The sequence below is a fragment of the Streptomyces sp. P9-A2 genome (assembly GCF_036634175.1).
GTDB lineage: Bacteria > Actinomycetota > Actinomycetes > Streptomycetales > Streptomycetaceae > Streptomyces > Streptomyces pratens.
The window spans coordinates 7,895,649-7,920,068 of record NZ_JAZIFX010000001.1 but is presented as its reverse complement, the minus strand read 5'-3'; the positions used below and the strand labels follow the sequence as shown (position 1 = coordinate 7,920,068).

Sequence of the window (24,420 nt, the reverse complement as noted above, 5' to 3'; positions counted from 1 at the left end):
CCGCCCTCGGATCACCGGCAGGAAAGCCCCGTCCTCGCGAAACCGGAGCGACCGGACGGCAGCGACACAGCAGCGCGCTCCCCCGGCCGTCCCCGCGCCGCCTACCCGGTGCGCTCCCAGCCCCGGCGGGGCGTGCGGGTGCCCAGGGTGGTGTCGCGGCTGCGGTAGACGATGTAGGGGCGGGTCAGATAGCCGAGGGGCGCGGTGAGCATGTGGACGAGGCGGGTGAAGGGCCAGGCCGCGAAGAGCAGCAGGGCGCTGAGGGCGTGGAGCTGGAACAGCACCGGGGCGCCGGTCATCAGAGCCGGTTCGGGCCGGAGGTAGAAGATGGAGCGGAACCAGGGGGAGATGGTCTCGCGGTAGTCGTAGCCGCCGCCGACGATGTTCGCGGCCACGGTGGCGGCCAGGCCCAGCACGATGGTCGCCGTGAGGGAGACGTACATGGCCTTGTCGTTGCGGGTGGTGGCGGAGAAGACCGGGCCCACGGTGCGCCTGCGGTAGATCAGGACGGCGATCCCGCCGAGGGTGGCGACGCCGGCGATGGTGCCGAGCACGACCGCGCCGATGTGGTACATGTGCTCGCTCACTCCGACGGCCTCGGTCCAGCTCTTGGGGATGAGCAGGCCGCCGATGTGGCCGAGCAGCACGACCAGGATGCCGAAGTGGAACAGCGGGCTGCCGATACGCAGCAGCCGCCGCTCGTAGAGCTGCGAGGAGCGGGTGGTCCAGCCGAACTTGTCGTAGCGGTAGCGCCAGATGTGGCCGAGGACGAACACCGCGAGGCAGACGTAGGGCAGGGCGACCCAGAGCAGGATGCCGCCGGTTCCTGCCTCCGCCGCCAGGGTGGCGGTCTGCGCGGGCGCGGTCATCGGGGACCTCCTACGACGGGGTCGGGCAGGAACACGGGGGACGACGCGTACGGGTCGAGCCCGACCTGTTCCTCGGGCGGGCCCTGGGCGGCGAGCCGCATGACGGCTTCGCGGTCGTCGCCGGCGAGGGCGGGCAGAGTGGCGGAGAGGGGGTCCAGGACGTGCGCCCAGGGCGAGTCGTCGTCGGTCAGGGCCAGCCGCAGCAGTTCGAGGCCGGCCCGGTGCTCGGTGAGGAGGCGCGCTCCCTCGGCGGGGTCGGCGGCGGCGAACTCGAGGACGACGGCGAGGTGGTCGGGCAGTTCGTCGTCGGCGAGCCGCCAGCCGGCCGCGGCGTAGGTCTGTTTCAGCTTCAGCAGGCCCATGCCGCGCTTGCGGGTGTCGCCGTACGCGTAGTACGTCAGGTACGGGCAGCAGCGTTTGCGGTGGTCGAAGGTGGCGACGTAGGCGGCGGTCAGGTCGGCGGGGGCGGTCTGCTCGGCGTGTACGGCGAAGCGGAGCAGGGGGCGGGCCACGGCCGGGGCGGGGAGGGTGTCGGCGACCCGGCGGGCCAGGGCCAGGTGGTCGCCGAACGTGTCGTCGGGGTAGGCGAGCAGCAGGGACTGGGCCTGCCAGGCGGAAGGATGCCAGGGCTGGGTACGGGCACGGGCCGCCCGCGCGGCCTTCGGGATCCTGGCGGGCTCGGGGGACTTGCGCTTCATGGTTTCGGCTCCGTCTTCCCGTCGTGGCCCGTGCCGGGGCCGGCACCGCCCCCGTCGCCGCCCTGGGAGGGTGCGTCCGGGAACAGGCCGGGTGGGGAGCCCTTGCCGTCCCAGTTGAGGAGGTTCACACGGTGGCCTTGTCGGTGGGGGTGGCCGGGGTGTCGGAGGTCTGGCGGTCGCGCAGGGCGTGGAAGTTCTCCACGGCGATGGGGGCGGCGCCGCCGGACGTCTCGCCGAAGGGGCCCGAGCCTCCCATGCCGGGTCCGCCCTCGTAGTCGAGGCTGCACTCGGTGGCCAGTTCCTCGAGCTGGTGGGCCTGTTCGGCGTGGGCGGGCGGGATGACATACCGCTCGTCGTACTTCGCGAGGGCCAGCAGCCGGTACATGTCGTACATCTGTTCGCCGGTCATGCCGACGGCCTCGGGGATGGCGTCGTTCGGTTCACGGCCCAGGTTGATGTCGCGCATGTAGGCGCGCATGGCGGCCAGACGGTGCAGGACCGCGTCGACGGGGACGGGGTCGCCCGCGGTGAACAGCTGGGCCAGGTAGTCGACCGGGATGCGCAGGGCGTCGACGGCCGCGAAGAGGTTCTGGTGGTCTTCTGCGTCCCGGCCGGTGTCGCGGACGGCGTCGACCACCGGGGACAGCGGCGGGATGTACCAGACCATGGGCATGGTCCGGTACTCCGGGTGCAGCGGCAGGGCGACCTTGTAGGTGTTGATCAGGGAGTGGACCGGGGAGCGCTGCGCAGCCTCGATCCAGTCGCGCGGGATACCGGCCCGTTCGGCCGCGGCGACGACCCTGGGGTCGTCCGGGTCGAGGAAGACCTGCCGCTGTGCCTCGTACAGGCCGGTGTCGTCGGGAGTGGAGGCGGCTTCCAGGACGCGGTCGGCGTCGTAGAGGACGAGGCCGAGGTAGCGCAGCCGGCCGACACAGGTCTCGGAGCAGACGGTGGGCAGTCCGACCTCGATGCGCGGGAAGCAGAACGTGCACTTCTCGGCCTTGCCGGTGCGGTGGTTGAAGTACACCTTCTTGTACGGGCATCCGGTGACGCACATCCGCCAGCCCCGGCAGCGGTCCTGGTCGACGAGGACGATGCCGTCCTCCTCGCGCTTGTAGATCGCGCCGGAGGGGCAGGAGGCGGCGCAGGACGGGTTGAGGCAGTGCTCGCAGATGCGTGGCAGGTAGAACATGAAGGTCTGCTCGAACTCGAACTTGATCTTCTCGGAGACCTGGTTGAGCAGTACGTCCTTGTCGCCGTGGTCGATCGAGCCGCCGAGGTTGTCGTCCCAGTTCGCGGACCAGGCGATCTTCATGTCCTTGCCGGTGATCAGGGACTTGGGGCGGGCGACCGGGATGTGCTCCTGGAGCGGGGCGTTGGTCAGGGTCTCGTAGTCGTATGTCCAGGGCTCGTAGTAGTCGTCCAGCGACGGCAGTTTCGGGTTGGAGAAGACCTGGATCAGCTTCTTGAACCGGCCGCCCGCCTTCAGCCCCAGTCTGCCGCGCTTGTTGAGTTCCCAGCCGCCCTGCCAGGTGTCCTGGTCCTCGTAGCGGCGGGGGTAGCCCTGGCGGGGGCGGGTCTCGACGTTGTTGAACCAGACGTACTCGACGCCGGTGCGGTTGGTCCACGCCTGTTTGCAGGTGACCGAACAGGTGTGGCAGCCGATGCACTTGTCGAGGTTCATCACCATCGCCATCTGCGCCATGACCCGCCCGATGGGAGCGGGCCCGGCGGGGGCGGACCCGACGGGGGATTCGTCGACGGCGGCCATCAGTACGTCACCTCCTGGTTCGAGCGGCGGCGGACGACGGTGACCTCGTCGCGCTGATTGCCGGTGGGGCCGATGTAGTTGAAGGCGTACGACAGTTGGGCGTAGCCGCCGATGAGGTGGCTGGGCTTGATCAGCAGGCGGGTCAGGGAGTTGTGGATGCCGCCGCGCCGGCCGGTGGTCTCGGTGCGGGGCACGTCGATGAGCCGGTCCTGGGCGTGGTGCATGTAGACGGTGCCCTCCGGCATGCGGTGCGAGACGATCGCGCGGGCTGCGACGACCCCGTTGCGGTTGACGGCCTCGACCCAGTCGTTGTCGTGGACGCCGATCTTCTCCGCGTCCTCCTTGCTCATCCAGATCGTCGGGCCGCCCCGGGAGAGGGACAGCATGAACAGGTTGTCCTGGTACTCGGAGTGGATGGACCACTTGTTGTGCGGGGTCAGGTAGCGCACGGTCACGCCCAGTTCTCCGACGTCGCCGATGCGTGGCTCGCCGAACAGGGCGTCCATGTTCAACGGCGGCCGGTAGACGGGCAGTCCCTCACCCAGCGCGGACATCCAGTCGTGGTCGAGGTAGAAGTGCTGGCGGCCGGTGAGGGTGTGCCAGGGCTTGAGGCGCTCGACGTTGACGGTGAACGGCGAGTAGCGGCGCCCGCCGGTCTCCGATCCGGACCACTCCGGTGAGGTGATGACCGGGACCGGTGCGGCCTGCGTGTCGGCGAAGGTGATCTGCTTGCCCTGGTGTTCGGCCGCCAGGTCCGCGAGCCGCGTGCCGGTGCGCGCCTCCAGGCTGTTGAAGCCCTGGGTGGCGAGGTGGCCGTTGGTGGTGCCGGAGAGGGCGAGGATCGCCTCGCAGGCGTGGGTGTCACGCGCGAGCGACGGACGGCCGTCGGCCGTGCCGCCGCGCACGGTGCCGTTCTTGTGCCGCAGGTACTCCAGTTCGCGGTCGACCTTGAAGGTGATGCCCTTGGTGGTGGCGCCGAGCGTGTCGAGCAGCGGGCCGAGGGCGGCCATCTTGTCGGCGACGGCCGCGTAGTCGCGTTCGACGGTGACGAGCTTCGGCATGGTGCGGCCGGGCACCGGTTCGCACTCCCCCGCCTTCCAGTCGCGGACCCGGCCGTGCGGGTTCGCCAGTTCGTCCGGGGTGTCGTGCAGCAGCGGCGCCGCGACGACGTCCGTCCGCTCGCCCAGATGACCGGCCGCCTGCCGGCTGAACTCCTTCGCGATGGTGTGGAAGGCGTCCCAGTCGCTGCGGGTCTGCCAGGGTGGGGGGATCGCCGGGTTGAAGGCGTGCACGAAGGGGTGCATGTCCGTGCTGGACAGATCGTATTTCTCGTACCAGGTGGCGGCCGGCAGGACGATGTCGGAGAAGACCGTGGTGCTGGTCATCCGGAAGTCCAGGGTCAGCAGCAGGTCGAGTTTCCCCTCCGGGGCCTCCTCCCGCCACACCACGTCCCGCGGGCGGGCGTCCGGCGGTGCCTCGGTGGCCCGCACGGAGGAGTCGGTGCCGAGCAGGTGCTTGAGGAAGTATTCGTTGCCCTTGGCGGAGGAGCCCAGCAGGTTCGCCCGCCAGATGGTCAGCACCCGGGGGAAGTTCTCCGGGGCGTCCGGGTCCTCGCCGGCGAACTTCAGCCGTCCCGCCTTGAGTTCGTCCACCACGTGGTCGGCGACCGGCCGGCCCGCGGCCGCGGCGTCGTCCGCCAGGTCGAGCGGGTTGCGGTCGAAGGTCGGATACGACGGCATCCAGCCCATCCGCGCCGACTGCGCGATGACGTCCGCCGTGCTCTTCCCGGCGAACGGGCCGCCCCGGCCCGGACCGGCCGCCGCCAGGGTGTCCGCGGAGAAGGGGTCGTAGCGGAACCGGACGCCCGGGAGCGCCACTACGTCGAGACGTTCGACCTGCGCCGCAGGAGCAGCCTCTACCTCACCTACTACCTGCACGGCGACACCCGCCGCCGCGGAATGGCCCTGCTCACCCTCAGCCGGCGTTACCGGGCAGCCGGCTGGGACACCGACGGGGCCGAACTTCCCGACCATCTCCCGGTCGTGCTGGAGTTCGCCGCCCTCGTCGGCCCCGGCGCGGGCGAGGCACCTCTGCGGCAGCACCGGCGTGGACTGGAGCTGGTCCACCGGGCGTTGACCGATACCGGCTCCCCCTACCGGCATGTGCTGGGGGCGCTGCTCACACTGCTGCCGCCGGCCACCGAGGCGGACCGGGCGGAGGTCGCCCGGCTCGTCGCCGAGGGCCCGCCGGACGAGGAGGTGGGCCTCGACCCCTATGGAACGCATGCACCGTACGGGCCTTACGGGGAAGGCGAGTTCGCTCCGCCGGGCACCTTCGAACCCCCGTCGCCCGCCGTACCGACCCGGGTGCCGCCCCTCACTCCGACCAGCCGCACGGAAGGCCGTCGATGAACGCCCTGTCCCTGACCGTCGCCGCGTCGTCCTCCCCCGCGGCGTCCCCCTCCTCGGTGAGCGGCGCCGATCTGCTCCTGTGGGTCGCCGTTCCCTACGTCTGCCTGGCCGTGTTCGTGGTCGGGCACGTGTGGCGCTACCGGCAGGACCAGTTCGGCTGGACCTCGCGCACCAGCCAGCTCCTCGAGCACCGCTGGCTGCGCTGGGGCAGCCCGTTGTTCCACCTGGGCACGTTCATGGTGATCGCCGGGCATGTGGTGGGGCTCGCCGTGCCGGCCTCGTGGACCGGGGCCGTCGGCATCGACGAGCACATGTACCACACCGCGGCCGTGTGGGCGGGCTCGGTGGCCGGCGTCGCCATGGTGGCCGGGCTCGGCATGCTGTGCGCCCGGCGGCTGCTGAGCCGGCGTATCCGGCTCGGCACCGACCGCAGCGACAAACTGCTCTTCCCGCTGCTGTCCGCCACCGTGCTGCTGGGCATCGTCGCCACCGCCGCGCACAACGTCTTCGGCGCCGGTTACGACTACCGGTCCACCGTCTCGGTCTGGTTCCGGGGCCTGTTCACCCTCACTCCGAAGCCGGAGGCGATCACCGACGCCCCGCTGCTGTTCCAGTTGCACGCCCTGACGGCCTGCCTGCTCTTCGCGGCCTGGCCGTTCACCCGTCTCGTCCACGTGTGGAGTGCGCCGGTCGGGTACCTCGTCCGGCCGTACCTGGTCTACCGGCGCAGGAACGGGTCGGTGGCACCGCCGCGGACCGCCTCGCGCCCCTCCGGCGCCCGGCCCGCGGTCCGGCCGTGAACGGCCCCTCTCCCTCCCCCGCGCCGTCTCCCTCACCTGTACCGGCACCCGCCGGCGGCCGGCACCCGCACACCGTGGGCGCCGGCCGCCGGACCGGCCTGGTGCTGCTCCTCACCGGGCTCGCCGGCTGGCTGGCCTCCTTCCGGCTCACCGTGGACGACTGGCGGCTGCTCCGGGACCCCGCCTACCGGCCACCGTGCGACATCAGTCCCGTGGTGAGCTGCGGCAGCGTCATGTCCAGTCCGCAGGGCAGCCTGTTCGGCTTCCCCAACATGCTGCTCGGACTGGGCGCGTTCGCCGCCGTGGCCGCCCTGGGCGTCGCCGCTCTCACCGGCGCCCGCTTCCACCGGGGACTGTGGCTCACGCTGGGCGCCGGGGCGCTGGCCGGAGTGGTCTTCGTCCACTGGCTGATCGCGCAGTCCCTGTACGAGCTGGGCACACTCTGCCCCTACTGCGCCGTGGTCTGGGTCGTCACCATCGCCCTGTTCTGGTACGTCACCGTGCACTGCCTGGACCAGGGCCTGGTCCCGGCGCCCCGGCCGGTGCGGGAGGTCGTCCGGGACACGCACTGGATGCTGCTCGGCGCCTGGTACGCCCTGCTCGTCGTGCTCGTCCTCACCCGCTTCTGGTCCTACTGGAGCACACTGCTCTAGTCCTCGGGCCACTCGGAGTGTCACCGGGCCGGATGCGCGGCTCCCCGCCGGTCAGTACGGTGGCGTCCTGGTAGGTGACCTTGAACGGAGTGACCCGCCCGAGGACGGCGCGGGTCACCGGGCGGTGGAGGCGGCGACATGGCCGGCAAGAAGGCGGCGAAACTGCCCCGTGCGGCGTACGAGAGCGAGCTGCTGCGTCTGCAGACGGAGCTGGTGAAGCTCCAGGAGTGGGTGCGTGCGGAGGGGGCCCGGCTGGTCGTCGTCTTCGAGGGCCGGGACGCCGCGGGCAAGGGCGGCACCATCAAGCGGGTCACCGAGCATCTCAACCCGCGCGTGGCACGGATCGCGGCCCTGCCCACGCCGACCGAGCGCCAGCGCACCCAGTGGTACTTCCAGCGGTATGTCGAGCATCTGCCGGCCGCCGGTGAGATCGTGCTGTTCGACCGGTCCTGGTACAACCGGGCCGGGGTGGAGCGGGTCATGGGGTTCTGCACGAAGCAGGAGTACCAGCGTTTCCTGCACCAGTGCCCGATCTTCGAGCGGATGCTGGTGGAGGACGGGATCCTGCTGCGCAAGTACTGGTTCTCGGTGAGCGACACCGAGCAGGAGGCACGGTTCCGCAAGCGGCAGAAGGATCCGCTGCGCCGCTGGAAGCTGTCGCCGATGGACCTCGAGTCGATCACCCGCTGGGAGGCGTACTCCCGGGCCAAGGACACGATGCTGGTGCACACCGACATCGCCGAGGCGCCGTGGTACGTCGTGGAGAGCGACGACAAGCGCCGCGCACGGCTGAACATGATCGCCCATCTGCTGAGCACGGTGCCCTACCCGGAGGTGGAGCCGCCTGTCATCGAACTGCCGGAGCGCCCGCCGTCCACCGGCTATCAGCGTCCGCCCCGCGACCTGCAGACCTACGTCCCCGACCACGCGGGCACCCTCTGACCCGGTGTCCGGGGGACCGGACGACCGGGGGACCGGGTAACCGGGTGGCCAGCGGGGGTGACCGGGTGGTGCCCCGGCTGCCCCGGCGCGCACGCCCTTCCTGCATGATCGGTGGTGGCCCCTCGACCTTCACGGCGGGGAGGCGACCCACCGAAACCCGAAGGAGATGGCCTTGTCCATCTGGGAGGCGCTGGCGGTCTTCGCCGCCGGCATCGGCGCCGGCACCATCAACACCATCGTCGGCTCGGGCACGCTGATCACGTTTCCCGTGCTGCTCGCCACCGGACTGCCCCCGGTGACCGCCACCGTGTCCAACGCCCTCGGGCTGATCCCCGGCTCGGTCAGCGGCGCCATAGGCTACCGGGCGGAGCTCAAGGGCCAGCGCCGTCTCGTCCTGCGGCTCGGCGTGGCCGCGGCGGTCGGCGGACTCACCGGAGCGATGCTGCTGATCACGCTCCCCGAGACCGCCTTCGAGACGATCGTCCCCGTGCTGGTCGCGCTCGCGCTGGTCCTCGTCGTGCTTCAGCCCCGTATCTCCGCCCGCGTCCAGCGCCGCCGTGCGCGCACGGGCACGGTCACCAAGACCGACGGCGGCCCCGTCCTCTTCGGCGGCCTCCTGCTCGCCAGCGTCTACGGCGGCTACTTCACGGCGGCCCAGGGGATCATCTACCTCTCCCTGATGGGCATCCTGCTCGAGGACACCATCCAGCGCCTGAACGCCGTCAAGAACGTCCTCGCCGCCATCGTGAACAGCATCGCGGCCCTGTTCTTCCTGTTCGTCGCCGACTTCGACTGGACCGCCGTCCTGCTCATCGCCGTGGGCTCGGCGATCGGCGGCCAGATCGGCGCGAAGGTCGGGCGCCGGCTCCCCGCGCCCGTCCTGCGGACCTTCATCGTCGTCGTCGGCACGTTCGCCATCGTCCAGCTGCTCCTGCGCTGAACCGGCGCTCGCGGGGAGGCGCCGGTCATCGGCGCTCCCGACAGCCCTGCGGGAGCCGACGGCTCCGGTCACGGGCCGCCACGGCACGCGTCCGGAGCCGGCCTCCTCACCGGGGCCGGCTCCGAACGCTTCACCGGGAGGCGGGGACCGTCCGGTTCATGAGCAGACGGTGTCGTTCTCCGGGACCGTCCCGTCGAGCAGGTACTTGTCGACGATCTTCGTCAGGCACTTGTTGACGCCGTAGGTGCCGTGCCCCTCGCCCTCGACAGTGAGGTGGACGCCGACTCCCTCGCCCAGCGCGTCCGCCATCTTCTTGGCACCCTCGTAGGGGGTGGCCGGGTCACCGGTGTTACCGATGACGAGAACGGGGCCCGCGCCGTCGGCCTTCACGTCGACGGTGGACGCGTGGCCGTCCACGGGCCAGTCGGTGCACGCGAGCAGCATCCAGGCGGTCATCTCGCCGAACACCGGAGACACCTTGCGGAATTCGGGAAGCTGCCGGCGCACGTCCTCGACGGTGAAGCGATCCTTGCTGTCGGCGCAGTTCACCGCTGTGTTGGCGGGACCGGAATTGGAGTACACGCCGTTGATGTCGCGCTCGGCGTACAGGTCGGAGAGCCACAGCAGTCCGCCGCCCTCCCCCTTCTGCGCATCCTCCAGCGCAGCGCTGAGCCACGACCAGCTTTCCTGGCTGTAGAGGGCGGAGAGGATGCCCATGCCGGCCTGTGCCTGCGTCAGAACGCGGTCCTCGTCCTCCGCGGGCAGGGGCTTCGCGTCCAGGCTCTCGAGCAGATCGGTGATCTCCTTCTCGCCCCGGGCGGGATCCTTCCCCTCGAAGAAGCACTCGTCCTGCTTCACGCAGTCCTCGAGGAAGTTCTGCAGCGCGCCCTCGAACCCCTCCGTCTGACCGAGGAGACCTGCCGCGAAGTCCTCGGTGGGATCGACCACCGCGTCGAAGACGGTCCGTCCGACGTTCTTCGGGAACAGGTGCGCGTAGACGCCGCCGAGCTGCGTTCCGTAGGAGATACCGAAGTAGTTCAGCTTCTCGTCGCCGAGGACCTGACGCATCAGGTCGAGATCGCGTGCGGCCTCCTGCGTGCCGACGTACTCCAGCACTCCGCCCGAGTTGCTCTCGCACGCCCGGGCGTACACGCTCCCGCCGACGGTGAGGGCCTTCTCCTCCGCCGCGTCGTCCGGCGTCGAGTCCTGTGCCAGCCAGGCATCCATGGCCTTGTCGTCCAGGCACTGCACACCGGCGCTCTCCCCGACCCCCCACGGGTCGAAGCTGACCAGGTCGTAGCCGCCGAGGTCGTCGACGTCCGGCATGATCCGGCGCAGTTGGGTCTCCCAGGCGTGCCGGTGGGTGTCGACGAAACCGGGCGCGAGGATCGTACCGGCGGCGTCGACGACCACCGCGCCGTCCCGGTCCAGGTCCGGCCCGACCGCGAGGATCGTCTCGCCTTCGACGAGCAGGTCCGCGGGGGCGAGGACGCCGAGACGGGGGTCCATGGTGACGACGGTCGCGCCGGTGAACAGGATGCGCCGCTGCGGGTCGGCGGACCGCCGCCGAAGCTGTTCGAGTACGGCGGCGCTGGTGGTGTCTCCGCGGTTCATGAGGGTCCTCTTCGTGGTGCCGGGCCCGCACGGGGCGGCGGGCCGGACACCAGCCTCGGCCCACGTGGGCGGGGCGACCAGGCCGCCGTTTCCCGGGGCACGGCACACCCCGGCTCACGCTCCGCGGTGCCGGGGCGCGTGCCGCGAAAGCGGCGGACCGGCCGGCCGCGTCATCCACGCCCCCGGACCCGGACGACTGGACCGGTTCGATACCACGATCGTCTCCGACCTGCGGCTGTCCGCCGCGCAGGAGCAGCTCGGGCTCTTCGCGGCCCTTGGCAACCGGACCCGGCCTGAGCCCCGCCGTCCCGTCGAGCGTTGACGGCCGACGGGACCGGGGAAGGGAGCCGAACAGCGCGAGGCTGCACCCCGGTCGGGAAGGGGCGCGGCCTGAAGGCGGTGGAGTCCGGCGTGGGCGAGGACCACCGGCAGGTGGTGGTGTTCCGGGTGGAGCTCAGGCGGCCATGAGCTCGAGGACGGAGACCCGGGAGGCGGAGGGCTTGGTGGAGGCCAGTGTCAGTCCGGCTTGTTCGAAGAGGTTCTGGAACTCGTCGGGGCTGCGTTCGCGCCCGGTCGACAGGGCCATCATGTTGAGGTCCATCAGCGGTTCCAGACCGGGTGTGCCCACCTTGTCGACGAGGAGTTCCATCACCAGCACGCGTCCACCGGGCTCGAGCGCTTCCCGGCAGTTGCGCAGGATACGCACGCAGGAATCGTCGTCCCAGTCGTGCAGGACGAACTTCAGCAGGTGCACGTCCGCGGACGGCACCTCCTCGAAGAAGTCGCCGCCGACGAAGGCGAACCGGTCCGTGACGCCCAGAGCCGCCGCGGAGGCGTCCGCCTCGGCACTCACGTGCGGGAGGTCGAGGACCACGCCGGTCAGCCGGGGATGCCGCTGCATGAGCGTCTGGACGAGGTTTCCGCCGGCGCCGCCGACGTCCACGACGACTTCGGCGCCCTTGAGGTCGATCACGTCTGCCAGTCGGTGGGCCAGGCCGCGGGTCATGGCCGTCATGGCGTTGGTGAAGACCTCGGCTTCCTTCGGGGCGGCGGCGAGCCAGTCGAAGATGGGTGCGCCGAGGGCGGCCTCCGCCTGGGTGGTGCCGGTGCGGACCGCGTCCGCCAGCCGCCCCCAGGGCAGCCAGTGCGACTCGGCCCCGCCCCACAGGGCCAGGTCCCGCAGGGAGCCCGGGGCGTCGGTGCGCAGGGTGTCCAGCAAGGGCGTACCAATGAACCGCTTCCCGTCGGTGGAGGCGGCCAGACCGAGGGAGGCGCACGTGCGCAGGAACCGGAAGGTCGCATCCGGGTCCAGTGACTCCGCCTCGGCCACCTGGGCGGGAGTGGCACCGCCGGCGTGCAGGTGATCAGCGATGCGCAACTCGGCCGCGGTGCGCACCACCTGGGTGACCCAGTACCCGGTCATCATCTGGAGCATCCGCCCCGTGTCACCCACCGGCCGCTCGGTGGAACCCGCCGCGACGAAATCATGCTCGAACAAAGTCATGATGATGATCATGGTGCACCGGAAACGTTCCGGCGTCGTCCGTCATGAGGAACACCGGCTAGGCCGCAGGACATAGCCCGGGCACCGGCCGCCGGCCGGGCCGCGCCTCAGTCCTCGCCCTCCAGGTCGCCCTCCGTCTCCAGGTACACCTTCCGCAGTGCGTCGAGGACCGCCGGGTCGGGCTTCTCCCACATGCCGCGCGACTCGGCCTCCAGCAGCCGTTCCGCGATGCCGTGCAGGGCCCAGGGGTTGGCCTGCTGCAGGAACTCGCGGTTGGCCGGGTCCAGGACGTAGGTCTCGGTGAGCTTGTCGTACATCCAGTCGGCGATGACCCCCGTGGTGGCGTCGTAGCCGAACAGGTAGTCCACGGTGGCGGCGAGTTCGAAGGCGCCCTTGTAACCGTGGCGGCGCATCGCCTCGATCCACTTCGGGTTGACCACCCGGGCGCGGAAGACGCGCGAGGTCTCCTCCACCAGGGTGCGGGTGCGGACCGTCTCGGGGCGGGTGGAGTCGCCGATGTACGCCTCGGGCGCGGTGCCGCGCAGGGCGCGGACGGTGGCGACCATGCCGCCGTGGTACTGGAAGTAGTCGTCCGAGTCGGCGATGTCGTGCTCGCGGGTGTCCGTGTTCTTGGCGGCCACCGCGATCCGCTTGTACGCCGTCTCCATCTCGTCGCGGGCCGGGCGGCCGTCCAGTTCGCGGCCGTAGGCGTAGCCGCCCCAGACGGTGTAGACCTCGGCGAGGTCGGCGTCGGTGCGCCAGTCGCGGGAGTCGATGAGCTGGAGCAGGCCGGCGCCGTAGGTGCCGGGGCGGGAGCCGAAGATGCGGGTGGTGGCCCGGCGTTCGTCGCCGTGTTCGGCGAGGTCGGCCTGGACGTGGGCGCGGACGTGGTTGGTCTCGGCGGGCTCGTCCAGGGAGGCCGCCAGGCGCACGGCGTCGTCGAGGAGGCCGACGGTGTGCGGGAAGGCGTCGCGGAAGAAGCCGGAGATGCGCAGGGTGACGTCGATGCGGGGGCGGCCCAGCTCGTCGTACGGGATGGCCTCCAGGCCCGTGACGCGGCGTGAGGCGTCGTCCCAGACGGGGCGGATGCCCAGCAGGGCGAGGGCCTCGGCGACATCGTCCCCGGCGGTGCGCATGGCGCTGGTGCCCCAGAGGGAGAGCCCGACCGAGGTGGGCCAGTCGCCGTTGTCCGTGCGGTAGCGCTCCAGGAGGCTGTCCGCGAGGGCCTGACCGGTCTCCCACGCGAGGCGGGAGGGGACGGCCTTGGGGTCGACCGAGTAGAAGTTGCGACCGGTCGGCAGGACGTTGACCAGACCGCGCAGCGGGGAGCCGGACGGGCCCGCGGGGACGAAGCCGCCGTTCAGGGCGTGCACGGTGTGGTCGAGTTCGGCGGTGGTCGCCGCCAGCCGCGGGACGACCTCGCGGGCGGCGAACTCCAGGACGGCGGCGACCTGTTCACCGTGCTCGGTGGGCACGGCGGCCGGGTCCCAGCCCGCGTCCTCCATCGCCTGCACCAGAGCGCGGGCCTTGTCCTCCGCCTCGTCGGCCGTGGTGCGGGTGGCGGCGGACTCGTCGAGACCCAGGGCCTCGCGCAGGCCGGGCAGGGCGGTGACGCCGCCCCAGATCTGGCGGGCGCGCAGGATCGCCAGGACGAGGTTGACCCGGTCGGCGCCGGCGGGCGGGGCGCCCAGGACATGGAGGCCGTCGCGGATCTGCGCGTCCTTGACCTCGCAGAGCCAGCCGTCGACGTGCAGGAGGAAGTCGTCGAAGCCGTCGTCGTCGGGGCGGTCGTCGAGGCCGAGGTCGTGGTCGAGGCGGGCGGCCTGGATGAGGGTCCAGATCTGGGCGCGGATCGCCGGGAGCTTCGCCGGGTCCATGGAGGAGATCTGGGCGTACTCGTCGAGGAGTTGTTCCAGGCGGGCGATGTCGCCGTAGGAGTCGGCGCGGGCCATCGGGGGGACGAGGTGGTCGACGAGGGTGGCGTGAACCCGGCGCTTGGCCTGGGTGCCCTCGCCCGGGTCGTTGACCAGGAAGGGGTAGATCAGGGGGAGGTCGCCGAGGGCGGCGTCCGGGCCGCAGGCGGCGGACAGGCCGGCGTTCTTGCCCGGCAGCCACTCCAGGTTGCCGTGCTTGCCGAGGTGGATCATGGCGTCCGCGCCGAACCCGCCGTCCTCGGCCCGCGCGGCGAGCCAGCGGTAGGCGGCGAGGTAGTGGTGGGAGGGCGGCAGGTCGGGGTCGTGGTAGATGGCGATGGGGTTCTCGCCGAAACCGCGCGGGGGCTGGATGAGGATCAGCAGGTTGCCGCGGCGCAGGGCCGCGAGGACGATGTCGCCCTCCGGGTTGCGGCTGCGGTCGAGGAACATCTCGCCCGGCGCCGGGCCCCAGTGCTCTTCGACGGACGTGCGCAGTTTCTCGGGGAGAGTGGCGTACCAGCGCTTGTAGTCGGCGGCCGGGATGCGTACCGGGTTGCGGGCGAGCTGTTCCTCGGTGAGCCAGTCCTGGTCGTGGCCGCCCGCCTCGATCAGCGCGCGGATCAGTTCGTCGCCGTCTCCGGAGGCCAGTCCGGGGACGTCGGTGTCGCCGAAGTCGTATCCCTCGTCCCGCAGCCGGCGCAGGAGGGCCACCGCGCTGGCGGGGGTGTCCAGGCCGACCGCGTTGCCGATGCGGGAGTGCTTGGTCGGATAGGCGGACAGGACGAGGGCCAGGCGCTTGTCGGCGGCCGGGATGTGCCGCAGGCGGGCGTGGCGCACGGCGATGCCGGCCACGCGGGCGGCGCGCTCGGGGTCGGCGACGTAGGCCGGGAGGCCGTCGGCGTCGATCTCCTTGAAGGAGAACGGCACGGTGATCAGGCGGCCGTCGAATTCGGGCACGGCGATCTGGCTCGCGGCGTCCAGCGGGGAGACGCCCTCGTCGCTCTCCTCCCAGGCGGTGCGGGAGCCGGTCAGGCACAGGGCCTGGAGGATCGGTACGTCCAGGGTGGTGAGCGCGCCCGCGTCCCAGGACTCGTCGTCGCCACCGGCGGACGCCTCGGCGGGCTTGGTGCCGCCGGCCGCGAGGACGGTCGTGACGATGACGTCCGCCGCGCGCAGCTCGTCGATCAGTTCGGATTCGGGGGCGCGCAGGGAAGCCACGTACAGCGGCAGGGGCCGCCCGCCCGCGTTCTCCACGGCGTCGCACAGGGCGTGGACGAAGGCGGTGTTGCCGCTCATGTGGTGGGCGCGGTAGTAGAGCACGGCGACGGTCGGGCCGTCGGTGCCCTCGCGGGGTGTGCGTTCCAGCGGGCCCCAGGTGGGCGCGGGCGCGGGCGGCTCGAAGCCGTGGCCGGTGAGCAGGACCGTGTCGGACAGGAAGCGGGCGAGCTGCTCGAGGTTGTCGGGTCCGCCGTGGGCGAGATAGGCGTGCGCCTCGGCGGCGAGGCCGACGGGGACCGTGGAGGCGGCCATCAGCTGGGCGTCGGGGGCCTGTTCACCGCTGAGGACGACGACCGGGCGGCCGTCGGCGAGCAGCAGGTCGAGGCCCTCCTCCCAGGCGCGCAGTCCGCCGAGGAGACGTACGACGACCAGGCCGACGCCCTCGAGGAGCGCGGGCAGGTCGTCGAGCGGGAGGCGGGAGGGGTTGGCGAAGCGGTAGGGCACCGGGCCGTCGGCCGCTCGGGCGCTGAGCAGATCCGTGTCGGACGTCGACAGGAGCAGGATGTTGGGGTGCGTCGAGCGCTCCCTGGACGAATGCGGCATGCGTCGGCCGGCCTTCCTCGGGATCCGCGCCCCGGGTGGTACAAGACGGCTGGAGTTCCTGGCTCGTCCGGCCTCGTGGGGGTCGGACTCACAGTGGCGGGACCGCGCCGGATTCGCACCGGGCTTCCTCCATGTCGCCGTCATGGCGATGACGGATCCGATGATCCGCCAAGAGACATAGTAAGGGTCGGGGCAAGAGGGCAGAACTTGGAGGCGGGGTGCCGATCTGTATGCTCGCCGCCATGTCCACGGCTCCCCTCCCCTCGTCGTCCCAGGCCACAGCGGTCTCCCGGGACCGCGGTGACGCCTGTCCGGGGTCGTTGCGGCTGCACACGGCCGACGACGGCGCGCTGGCCCGGGTCCGGGTGCCCGGCGGGGTGCTCACCGTGCCGCAGGCCGAGGCGCTCGCGGACGCGGCCGACCGACTGGGCGACGGCGAACTGCATCTGACCTCGCGTGGCAATGTGCAGGTGCGTGGACTGCGCGACGACTGCGGTACCCGGCTCGCCGGGCTGCTGGACGCGGCCGGACTGCTCCCGTCGCACGGGCACGAACGGGCCCGCAACATCGTCGCCTCCCCGCTGTCCGGTCTCGACGGGCGGAGTGCCCGGGAGGTGCGGCCGTGGCTGTCGGCCCTGGACGCGTCGCTGTGCGCGAGCGAGGCGGCGCGGGCACTGTCGGGGCGGTTCCTGTTCGCGCTCGACGACGGGCGCGGCGATGTCGCCGGGCTCGGCGCCGATGTGACCGTGCGTGCGCTCGGTGACGGCGACGCCCTGCTCGCCGTCGGCTCGGCGGACGGGGCGCTGCGGGTGTCCGGGGACGCGGCGCCCGGGGCCGCGCTGCTCGCCGCCGAGGCGTTCCTCGACGTGCTGCGGGAGACAGGGAGGCAGGTCTGGCGGGTCGACGAACTGGGCCTCCAATCAGGCGAGTTGACGCGTGCGGTCCGGCTCCGCCTGACCGACGCCGGCATCGGCTGCGTTCCGGCGCCGAACGACCGCGCCGCAAATGACCGCGCCACGGCGGAGGGACCGCCGCCGGGGGTGATCGGGGCGGCCCTGTCCGTCCATGTACCCCTGGGCCGTCTCACGTCCCGTCAGTGGCGGACCGTGACCCGGGTGGCCGCCGAAGTCCGGGCGGGCGAACTGCGCCTGACACCGTGGCGCGGCATCGTCGTCCCCGCCCCCGGAACGAACGCGACGGCAGCGGCCGGCGCACTGGCCCGTCTCGCCGGCACCGGCCTGGTCACCGACGCCTCCTCCCCCTGGCTGCGCGTCGGTGCCTGCATCGGCCGGCCGGGGTGCGCAAAGTCGCGTTCCGACGTGCGGGCGGACGCGACCGCCGCCCTCGCCGATGCGGGCCGCTCCCCCCTGCCGTTGTACTGGTCCGGCTGCGAGCGGCGCTGCGGCCACCCCCGGGGTGACCGGATCGACGTGGTCGCCGCCCCGGAGGGCGGCTACCGGATCGGCATGGTCGCCCAGGAGCGGCCGGCGCACACCACCGCCCTGGACGATCCCTCCCACCTCGCCGCCGCACTGGCGGCCCTCACCTCATGAGCCGTACGACGACCGAGAGCAGCGAGAAGAGCATCGTGACCCCCTACGACTACGAGAAGGACGGGGCGGCCATCTACCGCCGGTCCTTCGCCACCATCCGCGCGGAGGCGGACCTCGCGGCCCTGCCCGCCGACGTCAGCCAGGTCGCGGTCCGGATGATCCACGCCTGCGGAATGGTCGACCTCGTCCGCGACATCGGTCACACCCCCGGTGTGGTGGCCCGCGCACGCGAGGCCCTGCGCGGCGGGGCTCCGATCCTCTGCGACGTGCAGATGGTGGCCAGCGGCGTGACCCGCAAGCGGCTGCCCGCAGGCAACGACGTCCTGTGCACCCTCTCCGACCCGGCCGTGCCGGAGCTGGCGGCGAAACTCGGCACCACGCGCAGCGCCGCCGCGCTGGAGCTGTGGCGCGACCGCCTGGAGGGCGCCGTGGTCGCCGTCGGCAACGCGCCCACCGCGCTCTTCCGCCTCCTGGAGATGATCGAGGAGGGGGCGCCGAGGCCGGCCGCCGTCATCGGCGTACCCGTCGGCTTCATCGGCGCGGCCGAGTCCAAGGACGCCCTGGCCGCCCACCCCTCGGGCCTGGAACACCTGGTCGTCCGAGGCCGTCGCGGAGGCAGCGCCATCGCCGCCGCCGCTCTCAACGCGATCGCGAGCGAGGAAGAATGAGCGGCAAGCTGTACGGGGTCGGGCTCGGCCCCGGAGACCCGTCCCTGATGACCGTACGGGCCGTCGAGGCCATCGCCGAGGCGGACGTGATCGCCTACCACAGCGCCCGCCACGGCCGGTCCATCGCCCGCTCCATCGCGGCGAAGCACATACGGGCCGACCACGTCGAGGAACCGCTGGTCTACCCCGTCACCACCGAGACCACCGACCATCCCGGCGGTTACCAGGGCGCCATCGACGACTTCTACGCCGAGGCGTCGGCCCGGCTCGCCGTCCATCTGGACGCGGGCCGGACGGTCGCCGTCCTCGCCGAGGGCGACCCGCTCTTCTACGGCTCCTACATGCACATGCACAAGCGGCTCGCGGACCGCTACGACACCGAGGTGATCCCCGGTGTCACGTCGGTGTCCGCCGCCGCGGCCCGCCTGGGTACTCCGCTCGCCGAGGGCGAGGAGGTGCTGACCATCCTGCCGGGCACGCTGCCCGAGGAGGAGCTGGCCGCCCGGCTCGCCGCGACGGACGCGGCCGTGGTGATGAAGCTGGGGCGCACCTTCCCCAAGGTGCGCCGGGCGATGGAGCGTGCGGGGCGACTGGAGGCGGCCCGGTACGTCGAGCGGGCCACCATGGCCGGGGAACGCCTTGCCGGACTCGCCGAGGTGGAGGCCGACTCCGTGCCGTACTTCTCGGTGGCCGTGCTGCCGAGCCAGGCCGACGCCGAACGCCCCGCGCGGAAGCCGGGCTCCGTCGGTGAGGTCGTCGTGGTCGGCACCGGGCCGGCCGGGCCGCTGTGGCTGACGCCCGAGTCGCGCGGGGCCCTCGCCGCCGCCGACGACCTGGTCGGCTACACCACCTACCTGGACCGGGTGCCCGTACGGGCCGGCCAGCAGCGCCACGGCTCGGACAACCGGGTCGAGGCCGAGCGCGCCGAGTTCGCGCTGCAACTCGCTCTGCAGGGACGCAGGGTGGCCGTCGTGTCCGGCGGCGACCCCGGTGTCTTCGCCATGGCCACGGCCGTACTGGAGGCCGCCTCGGCCCAGGAGTACACGAACGTGCCGGTACGGGTACTGCCGGGGGTGACCGCCGCCAACGCGGCCGCCGCCCGTGCGGGCGCCCCGCTCGGCCACGACTACGCCACCGTCTCCCTGTCCGACCGCCTCAAGCCGTGGGAGGTCATCGCCGGGCGGCTGCGCGCCGCCGCGGGCGCCGACCTGGTGCTGGCCCTGTACAACCCCGGGTCGCGCAGCCGGACCTGGCAGGTCGGCAAGGCCCGCGACCTGCTGCTGGAGCACCGGGCGCCGGACACGCCCGTCGTCGTGGCGCGGGACGTGGGCGGCGCCGGCGAACGGGTGCGGATCGTCCGGCTGGCGGACCTGGACCCGGCCGAGGTCGACATGCGCACGGTCCTGCTGGTCGGTTCCTCGCAGACCCGCATCGTGCGGCGGGGGGACGGCGAGGAGGTCGTCTGGACGCCCCGCCGCTATCCGGAGGAGTGAGAGCCCCGGCGGTTCAGCCGGCGTCCGGGTGCGCACACCGCGCGTATGCCTCCCGGACCCGCTGGGCCGCCTGCCGGGGATCGGACACGACGGTCACTTCCCCGGGCACCGGCGGTCTGCGCACCACGACCACGGGCACACCCGCCTCACGGGCGGCCGTCAGCTTCGGTGCGGTGGCCGCTCCCCCGCTGTCCTTGGTGACCACGACGTCGATCCGGTGCCGGCGCAGCAGCTCGCGTTCCCCGTCGAGGGTGAACGGGCCACGGTCGAGCAGCACCTCCGCGCGGGGCGGACGCGGCGCCCCCGGAGCGTCCACGGACCGTACGAGGAACCACAGGTCCTCCAGGTGGGCGAAGGCGGCCAGGCCCATCCGGCCGGTGGTGAGGAAGACCCGCCGGCCGAGCGCGGGCAGCAGCCCCGCGGCCTCGGTCAGGGAACCGGCCTCGTGCCAGACGTCCCCCTCGACGGGAACCCAGCCGGGACGTCGCAGCGCGAGGAGAGGAACATGGGTGGTGGTCGCGGCCCGTGCCGCGTTGAAACTGATCGTGCCGGCGAAAGGGTGGGTGGCGTCGATGAGCAGGTCCACCTCGTACTCACGCAGCCAGGCGGCGAGCCCGTCGGCCCCTCCGAAGCCGCCGACGCGCACCTCGCCGGGCGGCGTCCGGGGCGCGGCCACCCGCCCCGCCAGGGAGTTCGTCACCCGCAGGGACGGCAGGGCGTCGGCCGCCAGGAGTTCGGCGAGGCGGCGGGCCTCGGTGGTGCCGCCGAGTATCAGCACGTGCACGGCAGTTCCGTTCCCTTCATCCGGTTCCCTTCCCCCGAGCGAGACATGAGCAGCGACGCATGAGCAGCGAGGCCGAGGGCGGTCGCAGCGCCCAACTCAAGCACACCGGTCTGCGGCCCGGCTGGACCACCGGTGCCTGCGCGACCGCGGCCACGACCGCCGCGTACACCGCGCTGCTCACCGGCGGCTTTCCCGACCCGGTGGCGATCGTGCTGCCGAAGGGGCAGACACCGTCGTTCGCGCTGGCCGTCGAGGAGCTGACGGACTCGTACGCCATGGCGGGGATCGTCAAGGACGCCGGTGACGACCCGGACGTCACGCACGGGGCGCTGGTCCGGGCGACGGTGCGGCGGCTTCCCGCCGGGGCCGGGGTCGTGTTCCGGGCGGGGCCCGGCGTGGGCACGGTCACCCTTCCCGGCCTGCCGCTGCCCGTCGGTGAACCGGCCGTCAACCCGGTCCCCCGGCAGATGATGCGCGACCACGTCGCCCGCGTCGCCGGGCAGTACGGCGGCAGCGGCGACGTCGAGATCACCCTCTCCGTCGACCATGGCGAGGAGATCGCCCGCTCCACCTGGAACCCGCGGCTCGGCATCCTCGGCGGGCTGTCGATCCTCGGCACCACCGGCATCGTGGTCCCCTACTCGTGTTCGGCGTGGATCGACTCGATCCGTCGGGGTGTGGACGTGGCGCGGGCTGCGGGGCGCACGCACGTCGCCGGGTGCACCGGCTCCACCTCGGAGAAAACGGTCGTCGCCGAGTACGGCCTGCCCGAGGTCGCCCTGCTGGACATGGGCGACTTCGCGGGTGCCGTGCTGAAGTACGTCCGACGCCATCCGGTGGACCGTCTCACCGTCTGCGGGGGCTTCGCCAAACTCTCCAAGCTCGCCGCCGGCCACCTCGACCTGCACTCCGCCCGCTCCCAGGTCGACAAGGGGTTCCTCGCCCGGCTGGCCCGGCGCGGCGGCGCGGACGAGGCCCTCGCCGCCGCGGTGGCGGACGCCAACACCGGCCTCGCCGCACTCCAGCTCTGCCAGGCGGCCGGGGTGCCGCTGGGCGACCTGGTCGCGACGGTGGCCCGCGACGAGGCGCTGGCCGTGCTGCGCGGGGCGCCGGTCGCGGTCGACGTGATCTGCATCGACCGGGCGGGGACGGTGGTGGGCCGCAGCTCCGTGGCCTGAGCCGGCGGTTCGCCGACGGTAACGACCTCACCCGCGATGGGGAGTGGATCAGCGAGCGGCGTCATGCGGCTTCGCATCGCATCCAAGGCGGAGGAGGGAGTGATGGCGGAGCCATCGCGACCGACGACAACGCCGGAGGCGAAGCCGCAGGGCGTCGGGAGCCCGCTCGCTATCGCGGGTGAGGTCGTAAGGGCGTGCAGAGAAACAACTTGTGGGTTTCTGGACTTGATGTCGCAGGTCAGCGCGCCGCCCACCCGCATGTTGTTCTCCGGCAGACCCTAAGGCCGACTCAGCCGCCGACCGGGCCCACCCGGAGGCGGTCGCCGTCCGGGTCCCGGAGTTCGGCCTCCCGCCCCCACGGCACCTCCTCGGCCGGAACCCGGAACCCGGCGGCGACCGCGTCGAGATCGGCGACCCTGAGATACAGCAGTGTGTCGGGCCGTGCGTCGCCCTCGTGCTCCGGCAAGTAGAGCCGGACCGGCCCGCGGGCGACCTGCGTGAACACGGGGAACCCCGGTTCGAACCGGTGCTCCCACTGCTGCGCGAACCCCAGCCGCGCGTACCACCCCGTCGACGCCGCGGCATCGCTCACCCGCAGGAGCGGAATGACCTGCTCAGCAGGTGTGCCTCTCCCGCTCGGGCGAGTAGAGGTGGCTGTCGCGGAACTGCTCCGCTCCCAGCGTCCGCCCGACCATGATCACAGCCGTCCGCAGCACTCCCGCGTCCTTGATCTTCCCGGCGATGTCGTCGAGCGTGCCGCGGATGATCAGCTCCTCGGGACGGGAGGCGTACGCGACGACGGCGGCGGGGCAGTCGGCGCCGTAGTGCGGCAGCAGTTCGTCGACCACGCGGTCCGCGTACTTCGCCGCCAGGTGCAGCACGATCAGCGCGCCGCTGCGGCCGAGGGTGGCCAGGTCCTCGCCGTCCGGCATGGCGGTCGCCCGGTTGGCGACCCTGGTGAGGATGACGGTCTGCCCGACCGTCGGCACGGTCAGCTCCCGCTTCAGGGAGGCCGCCGCCGCGGCGAAGGCGGGCACGCCCGGCACGACCTCGTAGGGCACCCCTGCCGCGTCCAGCCGCCGCATCTGCTCGGCGACCGCGCTGAACACGGACGGGTCCCCGGAGTGCAGCCGGGCCACGTCCTGACCCTCCTGGTGCGCCCGGAGCAGTTCGGCCGTGATCTCGTCCAGATCGAGCTGCGCGGTGTCCACCAGCCGTGCGTCGGGCGGGCATTCTGCCAGCAGCTCGCGTGGCACCAGACTGCCCGCGTACAGACAGACCCCGCAGGCGGCGAGTGTCCGGGCGCCGCGCACGGTGATCAGGTCGGCGGCGCCGGGTCCGGCACCGATGAAGTACACGGTCATGTGTCTGCTCCCGCTGTTCCTGGTACGGCTTCTGACGAGTCGGATGTCTTGTGTACCGCCCACTGGGTCACCGGCATCGCCTGCCGCCACCCGGTGAAGCCGCCCACGGGCACGGCGTGCGCCACCGCCAGCCGCACCAGCTCGCCCCCGTGGCGCCGTCGGGCGTCGGCCAGCAGCGCCTCGGACTCCAGCGTGACGGTGTTGGCCACCAGCCGCCCGCCCGCGGGGAGTGCTTCCCAGCACGCGTCCAGCAGTCCGGGGGCGGTGAGCCCGCCGCCGACGAAGACGGCGTCCGGCCGCGGGAGTCCGGCGAGGGCGGCGGGGGCCGCGCCGGTCACCACCCGCAGTCCCGGGACGCCGAGCCGCTGCGCGTTGCGGAGGATCCGCTCGGCACGGACGGGGTCGCGTTCGACGGTGAGGGCCCGGCAGGCGGGGTGCGTCCGCATCCACTCGACGGCGATCGAGCCGGAGCCGCCGCCGACGTCCCACAGCAGTTCGCCGGGGGCGGGGGCCAGGGCGCCGAGTGTGGCTGCGCGGACATGACGTTTGGTGAGCTGCCCGTCGTGCTCGTACGCCTCGTCCGGGAGCCCTGGGACGGCGCCGAGACGCAGGGCGCCGGGGGCGCGGCGGCATTCGACGGCGACGATGTTGAGGGGGTCGGGGCCTTCCCCCGGGTGCGGCGGTGGCCAGTCGTCGGCGGAGGTCTCCCCGGTCGTCCGTTCCCTGTCACCGCCGAGCTGTTCCAGCACCCGCATCCGGCTCGGCCCGAAGCCGCGGTCCCGCAGCAGGGCGGCGACCTCGCCGGGGGTGGCGGCGTCCGCGCTGAGCACGAGCAGCCGCCGGCGGTCGTGCAGGGCGGCGGCCAGGCGAGCGGTGGGCCGGCCCACGAGCGTGACGACCTCGGTGTCCTCCAGGGGCCAGCCGAGGCGGGCGCAGGCGTAGGAGACGGACGAGGGGTGCGGCAGGACGTGTACGGAGCCGGCTCCGAGTATCTCGGCGAGGGTGCGTCCGATGCCGTAAAACAGGGGGTCCCCGCTGGCGAGGACGGCGATCCGGCGGCCGGCGTGGGCCGCGAGCAGGCCGGGGACCGCGGGCCGCAGCGGTGAGGGCCAGGGCACCCGGTCCCCATCGCATTCCGGTGGCAGGAGGGCCAGTTGGCGAGGACCGCCGATGACCACGTCCGCACCGAGCAGAGCCTGTCGCGAGGTGGCGGGGATGCCCTCCCAGCCGTCGGCGCCGATACCGACGACGGTCACTGCGGCGGTCGGTGCGGGTCGGGCGACGGTCACTGCTCGGTACCTCGGGGGTCGGGACGACATCGGAGACGCACTCTACGGGGCGACGGCCTGCGCGGAGTCACTCGGGTGCACATCGTCGGCGACTCCCCCGTCCGGTCCTGGACCAGGTCCGCGACGAGCCGCTGGGCCGCCCGCACGCCGGCCCG

At 72.5% G+C, this 24,420-nt stretch carries 20 protein-coding genes and 1 riboswitch; of the genes, 9 read left to right on the top strand and 11 right to left on the bottom strand.

Going from position 1 to position 24,420, the window contains the following annotated elements; translation table 11 throughout:
• Window positions 1–101: 101 nt before the first annotated feature.
• The 4 genes from narI (V4Y04_RS35490) to V4Y04_RS35475 form a co-directional block, all read right to left on the bottom strand.
• Window positions 102–869, bottom strand: a complete 768-nt coding sequence (gene narI, locus V4Y04_RS35490) for a respiratory nitrate reductase subunit gamma (RefSeq protein WP_332432381.1) — start codon at window positions 867–869, stop codon at window positions 102–104.
• Window positions 866–1,567: a nitrate reductase molybdenum cofactor assembly chaperone gene (narJ, locus tag V4Y04_RS35485; RefSeq protein ID WP_332432380.1), complete on the bottom strand. Its 702-nt coding sequence runs from the start codon at window positions 1,565–1,567 to the stop codon at window positions 866–868. The genes narI (V4Y04_RS35490) and narJ (V4Y04_RS35485) overlap by 4 nt, the downstream gene beginning before the upstream one ends.
• Before the next feature lie 124 nt (window positions 1,568–1,691).
• Window positions 1,692–3,338, bottom strand: coding sequence for a nitrate reductase subunit beta (narH, locus tag V4Y04_RS35480; protein WP_443080140.1), 1,647 nt, complete (start codon window positions 3,336–3,338; stop codon window positions 1,692–1,694).
• The gene (locus tag V4Y04_RS35475; RefSeq protein ID WP_443080139.1) at window positions 3,338–5,077 is read right to left on the bottom strand and encodes a molybdopterin dinucleotide binding domain-containing protein; all 1,740 of its coding nucleotides are present in this window, start codon (window positions 5,075–5,077) and stop codon (window positions 3,338–3,340) included. The genes narH and V4Y04_RS35475 overlap by 1 nt, the downstream gene beginning before the upstream one ends.
• Between V4Y04_RS35475 and narJ (V4Y04_RS35470) the strand changes: the two genes are divergently transcribed.
• From narJ (V4Y04_RS35470) to V4Y04_RS35450, 5 genes are all read left to right on the top strand, one after another.
• Window positions 4,994–5,749 (top strand): nitrate reductase molybdenum cofactor assembly chaperone, encoded by a 756-nt coding sequence (gene narJ, locus V4Y04_RS35470; protein ID WP_443080138.1) that lies wholly within the window; start codon window positions 4,994–4,996, stop codon window positions 5,747–5,749. The genes V4Y04_RS35475 and narJ (V4Y04_RS35470) overlap by 84 nt on opposite strands.
• Window positions 5,746–6,549: a respiratory nitrate reductase subunit gamma gene (narI, locus tag V4Y04_RS35465; protein ID WP_332432379.1), complete on the top strand. Its 804-nt coding sequence runs from the start codon at window positions 5,746–5,748 to the stop codon at window positions 6,547–6,549. Before narJ (V4Y04_RS35470) ends, narI (V4Y04_RS35465) begins: the two co-directional genes overlap by 4 nt.
• Before the next feature lie 74 nt (window positions 6,550–6,623).
• Window positions 6,624–7,202, top strand: coding sequence for a vitamin K epoxide reductase family protein (locus V4Y04_RS35460; protein ID WP_332432378.1), 579 nt, complete (start codon window positions 6,624–6,626; stop codon window positions 7,200–7,202).
• 138 nt (window positions 7,203–7,340) lie between these two features.
• Window positions 7,341–8,144, top strand: a complete 804-nt coding sequence (gene ppk2 / locus V4Y04_RS35455) for a polyphosphate kinase 2 (RefSeq protein ID WP_332432377.1) — start codon at window positions 7,341–7,343, stop codon at window positions 8,142–8,144.
• A 166-nt stretch (window positions 8,145–8,310) separates the two neighbouring features.
• The gene (locus tag V4Y04_RS35450) at window positions 8,311–9,084 is read left to right on the top strand and encodes a sulfite exporter TauE/SafE family protein (protein ID WP_332432376.1); all 774 of its coding nucleotides are present in this window, start codon (window positions 8,311–8,313) and stop codon (window positions 9,082–9,084) included.
• 156 nt (window positions 9,085–9,240) lie between these two features.
• Here V4Y04_RS35450 and V4Y04_RS35445 read toward each other — a convergent pair whose 3' ends face one another.
• From V4Y04_RS35445 to cobN, 3 genes are all read right to left on the bottom strand, one after another.
• Complete coding sequence (locus tag V4Y04_RS35445) at window positions 9,241–10,698, bottom strand: alpha/beta hydrolase (RefSeq protein ID WP_332432375.1); 1,458 nt, start codon at window positions 10,696–10,698, stop codon at window positions 9,241–9,243.
• Between the two features lie 454 nt (window positions 10,699–11,152).
• A complete protein-coding gene (locus V4Y04_RS35440; protein ID WP_332432374.1) occupies window positions 11,153–12,202 on the bottom strand; it encodes a methyltransferase in 1,050 nt (349 codons plus the stop codon).
• 107 nt (window positions 12,203–12,309) lie between these two features.
• On the bottom strand, window positions 12,310–15,936 hold the full coding sequence (gene cobN / locus V4Y04_RS35435) for a cobaltochelatase subunit CobN (RefSeq protein ID WP_332432373.1): 3,627 nt from the start codon (window positions 15,934–15,936) through the stop codon (window positions 12,310–12,312).
• Window positions 15,937–15,970: 34 nt separating this feature from the next.
• A riboswitch (cobalamin riboswitch) is annotated at window positions 15,971–16,112 on the bottom strand.
• A 54-nt stretch (window positions 16,113–16,166) separates the two neighbouring features.
• On the opposite strand from cobN, the gene cobG reads away from it, so the two are divergent.
• Genes cobG through V4Y04_RS35420 form a run of 3 tightly spaced genes read left to right on the top strand, consistent with a single transcriptional unit; the run spans window position 16,167 to window position 19,650 of the window.
• Window positions 16,167–17,489 (top strand): precorrin-3B synthase, encoded by a 1,323-nt coding sequence (gene cobG / locus V4Y04_RS35430; RefSeq protein WP_332433124.1) that lies wholly within the window; start codon window positions 16,167–16,169, stop codon window positions 17,487–17,489.
• The gene (locus V4Y04_RS35425; RefSeq protein ID WP_332432372.1) at window positions 17,486–18,157 is read left to right on the top strand and encodes a precorrin-8X methylmutase; all 672 of its coding nucleotides are present in this window, start codon (window positions 17,486–17,488) and stop codon (window positions 18,155–18,157) included. Before cobG ends, V4Y04_RS35425 begins: the two co-directional genes overlap by 4 nt.
• Window positions 18,154–19,650, top strand: coding sequence for a precorrin-2 C(20)-methyltransferase (locus tag V4Y04_RS35420; RefSeq protein ID WP_332432371.1), 1,497 nt, complete (start codon window positions 18,154–18,156; stop codon window positions 19,648–19,650). The genes V4Y04_RS35425 and V4Y04_RS35420 overlap by 4 nt, the downstream gene beginning before the upstream one ends.
• 13 nt (window positions 19,651–19,663) lie before the next feature.
• Here the strand turns inward: V4Y04_RS35420 and V4Y04_RS35415 are convergent, their stop codons facing one another.
• The gene (locus tag V4Y04_RS35415) at window positions 19,664–20,434 is read right to left on the bottom strand and encodes a cobalt-precorrin-6A reductase (RefSeq protein ID WP_332432370.1); all 771 of its coding nucleotides are present in this window, start codon (window positions 20,432–20,434) and stop codon (window positions 19,664–19,666) included.
• A 59-nt stretch (window positions 20,435–20,493) separates the two neighbouring features.
• Here V4Y04_RS35415 and V4Y04_RS35410 point away from each other — a divergent pair, with 59 nt between their 5' ends.
• Window positions 20,494–21,612, top strand: a complete 1,119-nt coding sequence (locus V4Y04_RS35410) for a cobalt-precorrin-5B (C(1))-methyltransferase (RefSeq protein ID WP_332432369.1) — start codon at window positions 20,494–20,496, stop codon at window positions 21,610–21,612.
• A 289-nt stretch (window positions 21,613–21,901) separates the two neighbouring features.
• Here the strand turns inward: V4Y04_RS35410 and V4Y04_RS35405 are convergent, their stop codons facing one another.
• Genes V4Y04_RS35405 through cbiE form a run of 3 tightly spaced genes read right to left on the bottom strand, consistent with a single transcriptional unit; the run spans window position 21,902 to window position 24,295 of the window.
• Window positions 21,902–22,219 carry a glyoxalase superfamily protein gene (locus V4Y04_RS35405; protein ID WP_332433123.1) on the bottom strand — a complete coding sequence of 106 codons (318 nt, stop codon included), beginning with the start codon at window positions 22,217–22,219 and terminating at the stop codon, window positions 21,902–21,904.
• A gap of 7 nt (window positions 22,220–22,226) precedes the next feature.
• Complete coding sequence (cobM, locus tag V4Y04_RS35400; protein ID WP_332432368.1) at window positions 22,227–22,976, bottom strand: precorrin-4 C(11)-methyltransferase; 750 nt, start codon at window positions 22,974–22,976, stop codon at window positions 22,227–22,229.
• A complete protein-coding gene (cbiE, locus tag V4Y04_RS35395; protein WP_443080137.1) occupies window positions 22,973–24,295 on the bottom strand; it encodes a precorrin-6y C5,15-methyltransferase (decarboxylating) subunit CbiE in 1,323 nt (440 codons plus the stop codon). Before cbiE ends, cobM begins: the two co-directional genes overlap by 4 nt.
• Window positions 24,296–24,420 lie beyond the last annotated feature (125 nt).

Excerpts from the sequence above, each read along its gene's own strand:
- V4Y04_RS35450 (WP_332432376.1), top strand. The coding sequence starts at position 8,311 with ATGGCCTTGTCCATCTGGGAGGCGCTGGCGGTCTTCGCCGCCGGCATC.
- cobM (WP_332432368.1), bottom strand. The coding sequence starts at position 22,976 with ATGACCGTGTACTTCATCGGTGCCGGACCCGGCGCCGCCGACCTGATC.
- V4Y04_RS35420 (WP_332432371.1), top strand. The coding sequence starts at position 18,154 with ATGAGCGGCAAGCTGTACGGGGTCGGGCTCGGCCCCGGAGACCCGTCC.
- V4Y04_RS35445 (WP_332432375.1), bottom strand. The coding sequence starts at position 10,698 with ATGAACCGCGGAGACACCACCAGCGCCGCCGTACTCGAACAGCTTCGG.
- narH (WP_443080140.1), bottom strand. The coding sequence starts at position 3,338 with ATGGCCGCCGTCGACGAATCCCCCGTCGGGTCCGCCCCCGCCGGGCCC.
- narJ (WP_332432380.1), bottom strand. The coding sequence starts at position 1,567 with ATGAAGCGCAAGTCCCCCGAGCCCGCCAGGATCCCGAAGGCCGCGCGG.
- V4Y04_RS35410 (WP_332432369.1), top strand. The coding sequence starts at position 20,494 with ATGAGCAGCGAGGCCGAGGGCGGTCGCAGCGCCCAACTCAAGCACACC.
- narI (WP_332432379.1), top strand. The coding sequence starts at position 5,746 with ATGAACGCCCTGTCCCTGACCGTCGCCGCGTCGTCCTCCCCCGCGGCG.
- cbiE (WP_443080137.1), bottom strand. The coding sequence starts at position 24,295 with ATGTCGTCCCGACCCCCGAGGTACCGAGCAGTGACCGTCGCCCGACCC.
- cobN (WP_332432373.1), bottom strand. The coding sequence starts at position 15,936 with ATGCCGCATTCGTCCAGGGAGCGCTCGACGCACCCCAACATCCTGCTC.
- V4Y04_RS35440 (WP_332432374.1), bottom strand. The coding sequence starts at position 12,202 with ATGACTTTGTTCGAGCATGATTTCGTCGCGGCGGGTTCCACCGAGCGG.
- V4Y04_RS35475 (WP_443080139.1), bottom strand. The coding sequence starts at position 5,077 with ATGCCGTCGTATCCGACCTTCGACCGCAACCCGCTCGACCTGGCGGAC.
- cobG (WP_332433124.1), top strand. The coding sequence starts at position 16,167 with ATGCTCGCCGCCATGTCCACGGCTCCCCTCCCCTCGTCGTCCCAGGCC.
- narI (WP_332432381.1), bottom strand. The coding sequence starts at position 869 with ATGACCGCGCCCGCGCAGACCGCCACCCTGGCGGCGGAGGCAGGAACC.
- ppk2 (WP_332432377.1), top strand. The coding sequence starts at position 7,341 with ATGGCCGGCAAGAAGGCGGCGAAACTGCCCCGTGCGGCGTACGAGAGC.
- V4Y04_RS35425 (WP_332432372.1), top strand. The coding sequence starts at position 17,486 with ATGAGCCGTACGACGACCGAGAGCAGCGAGAAGAGCATCGTGACCCCC.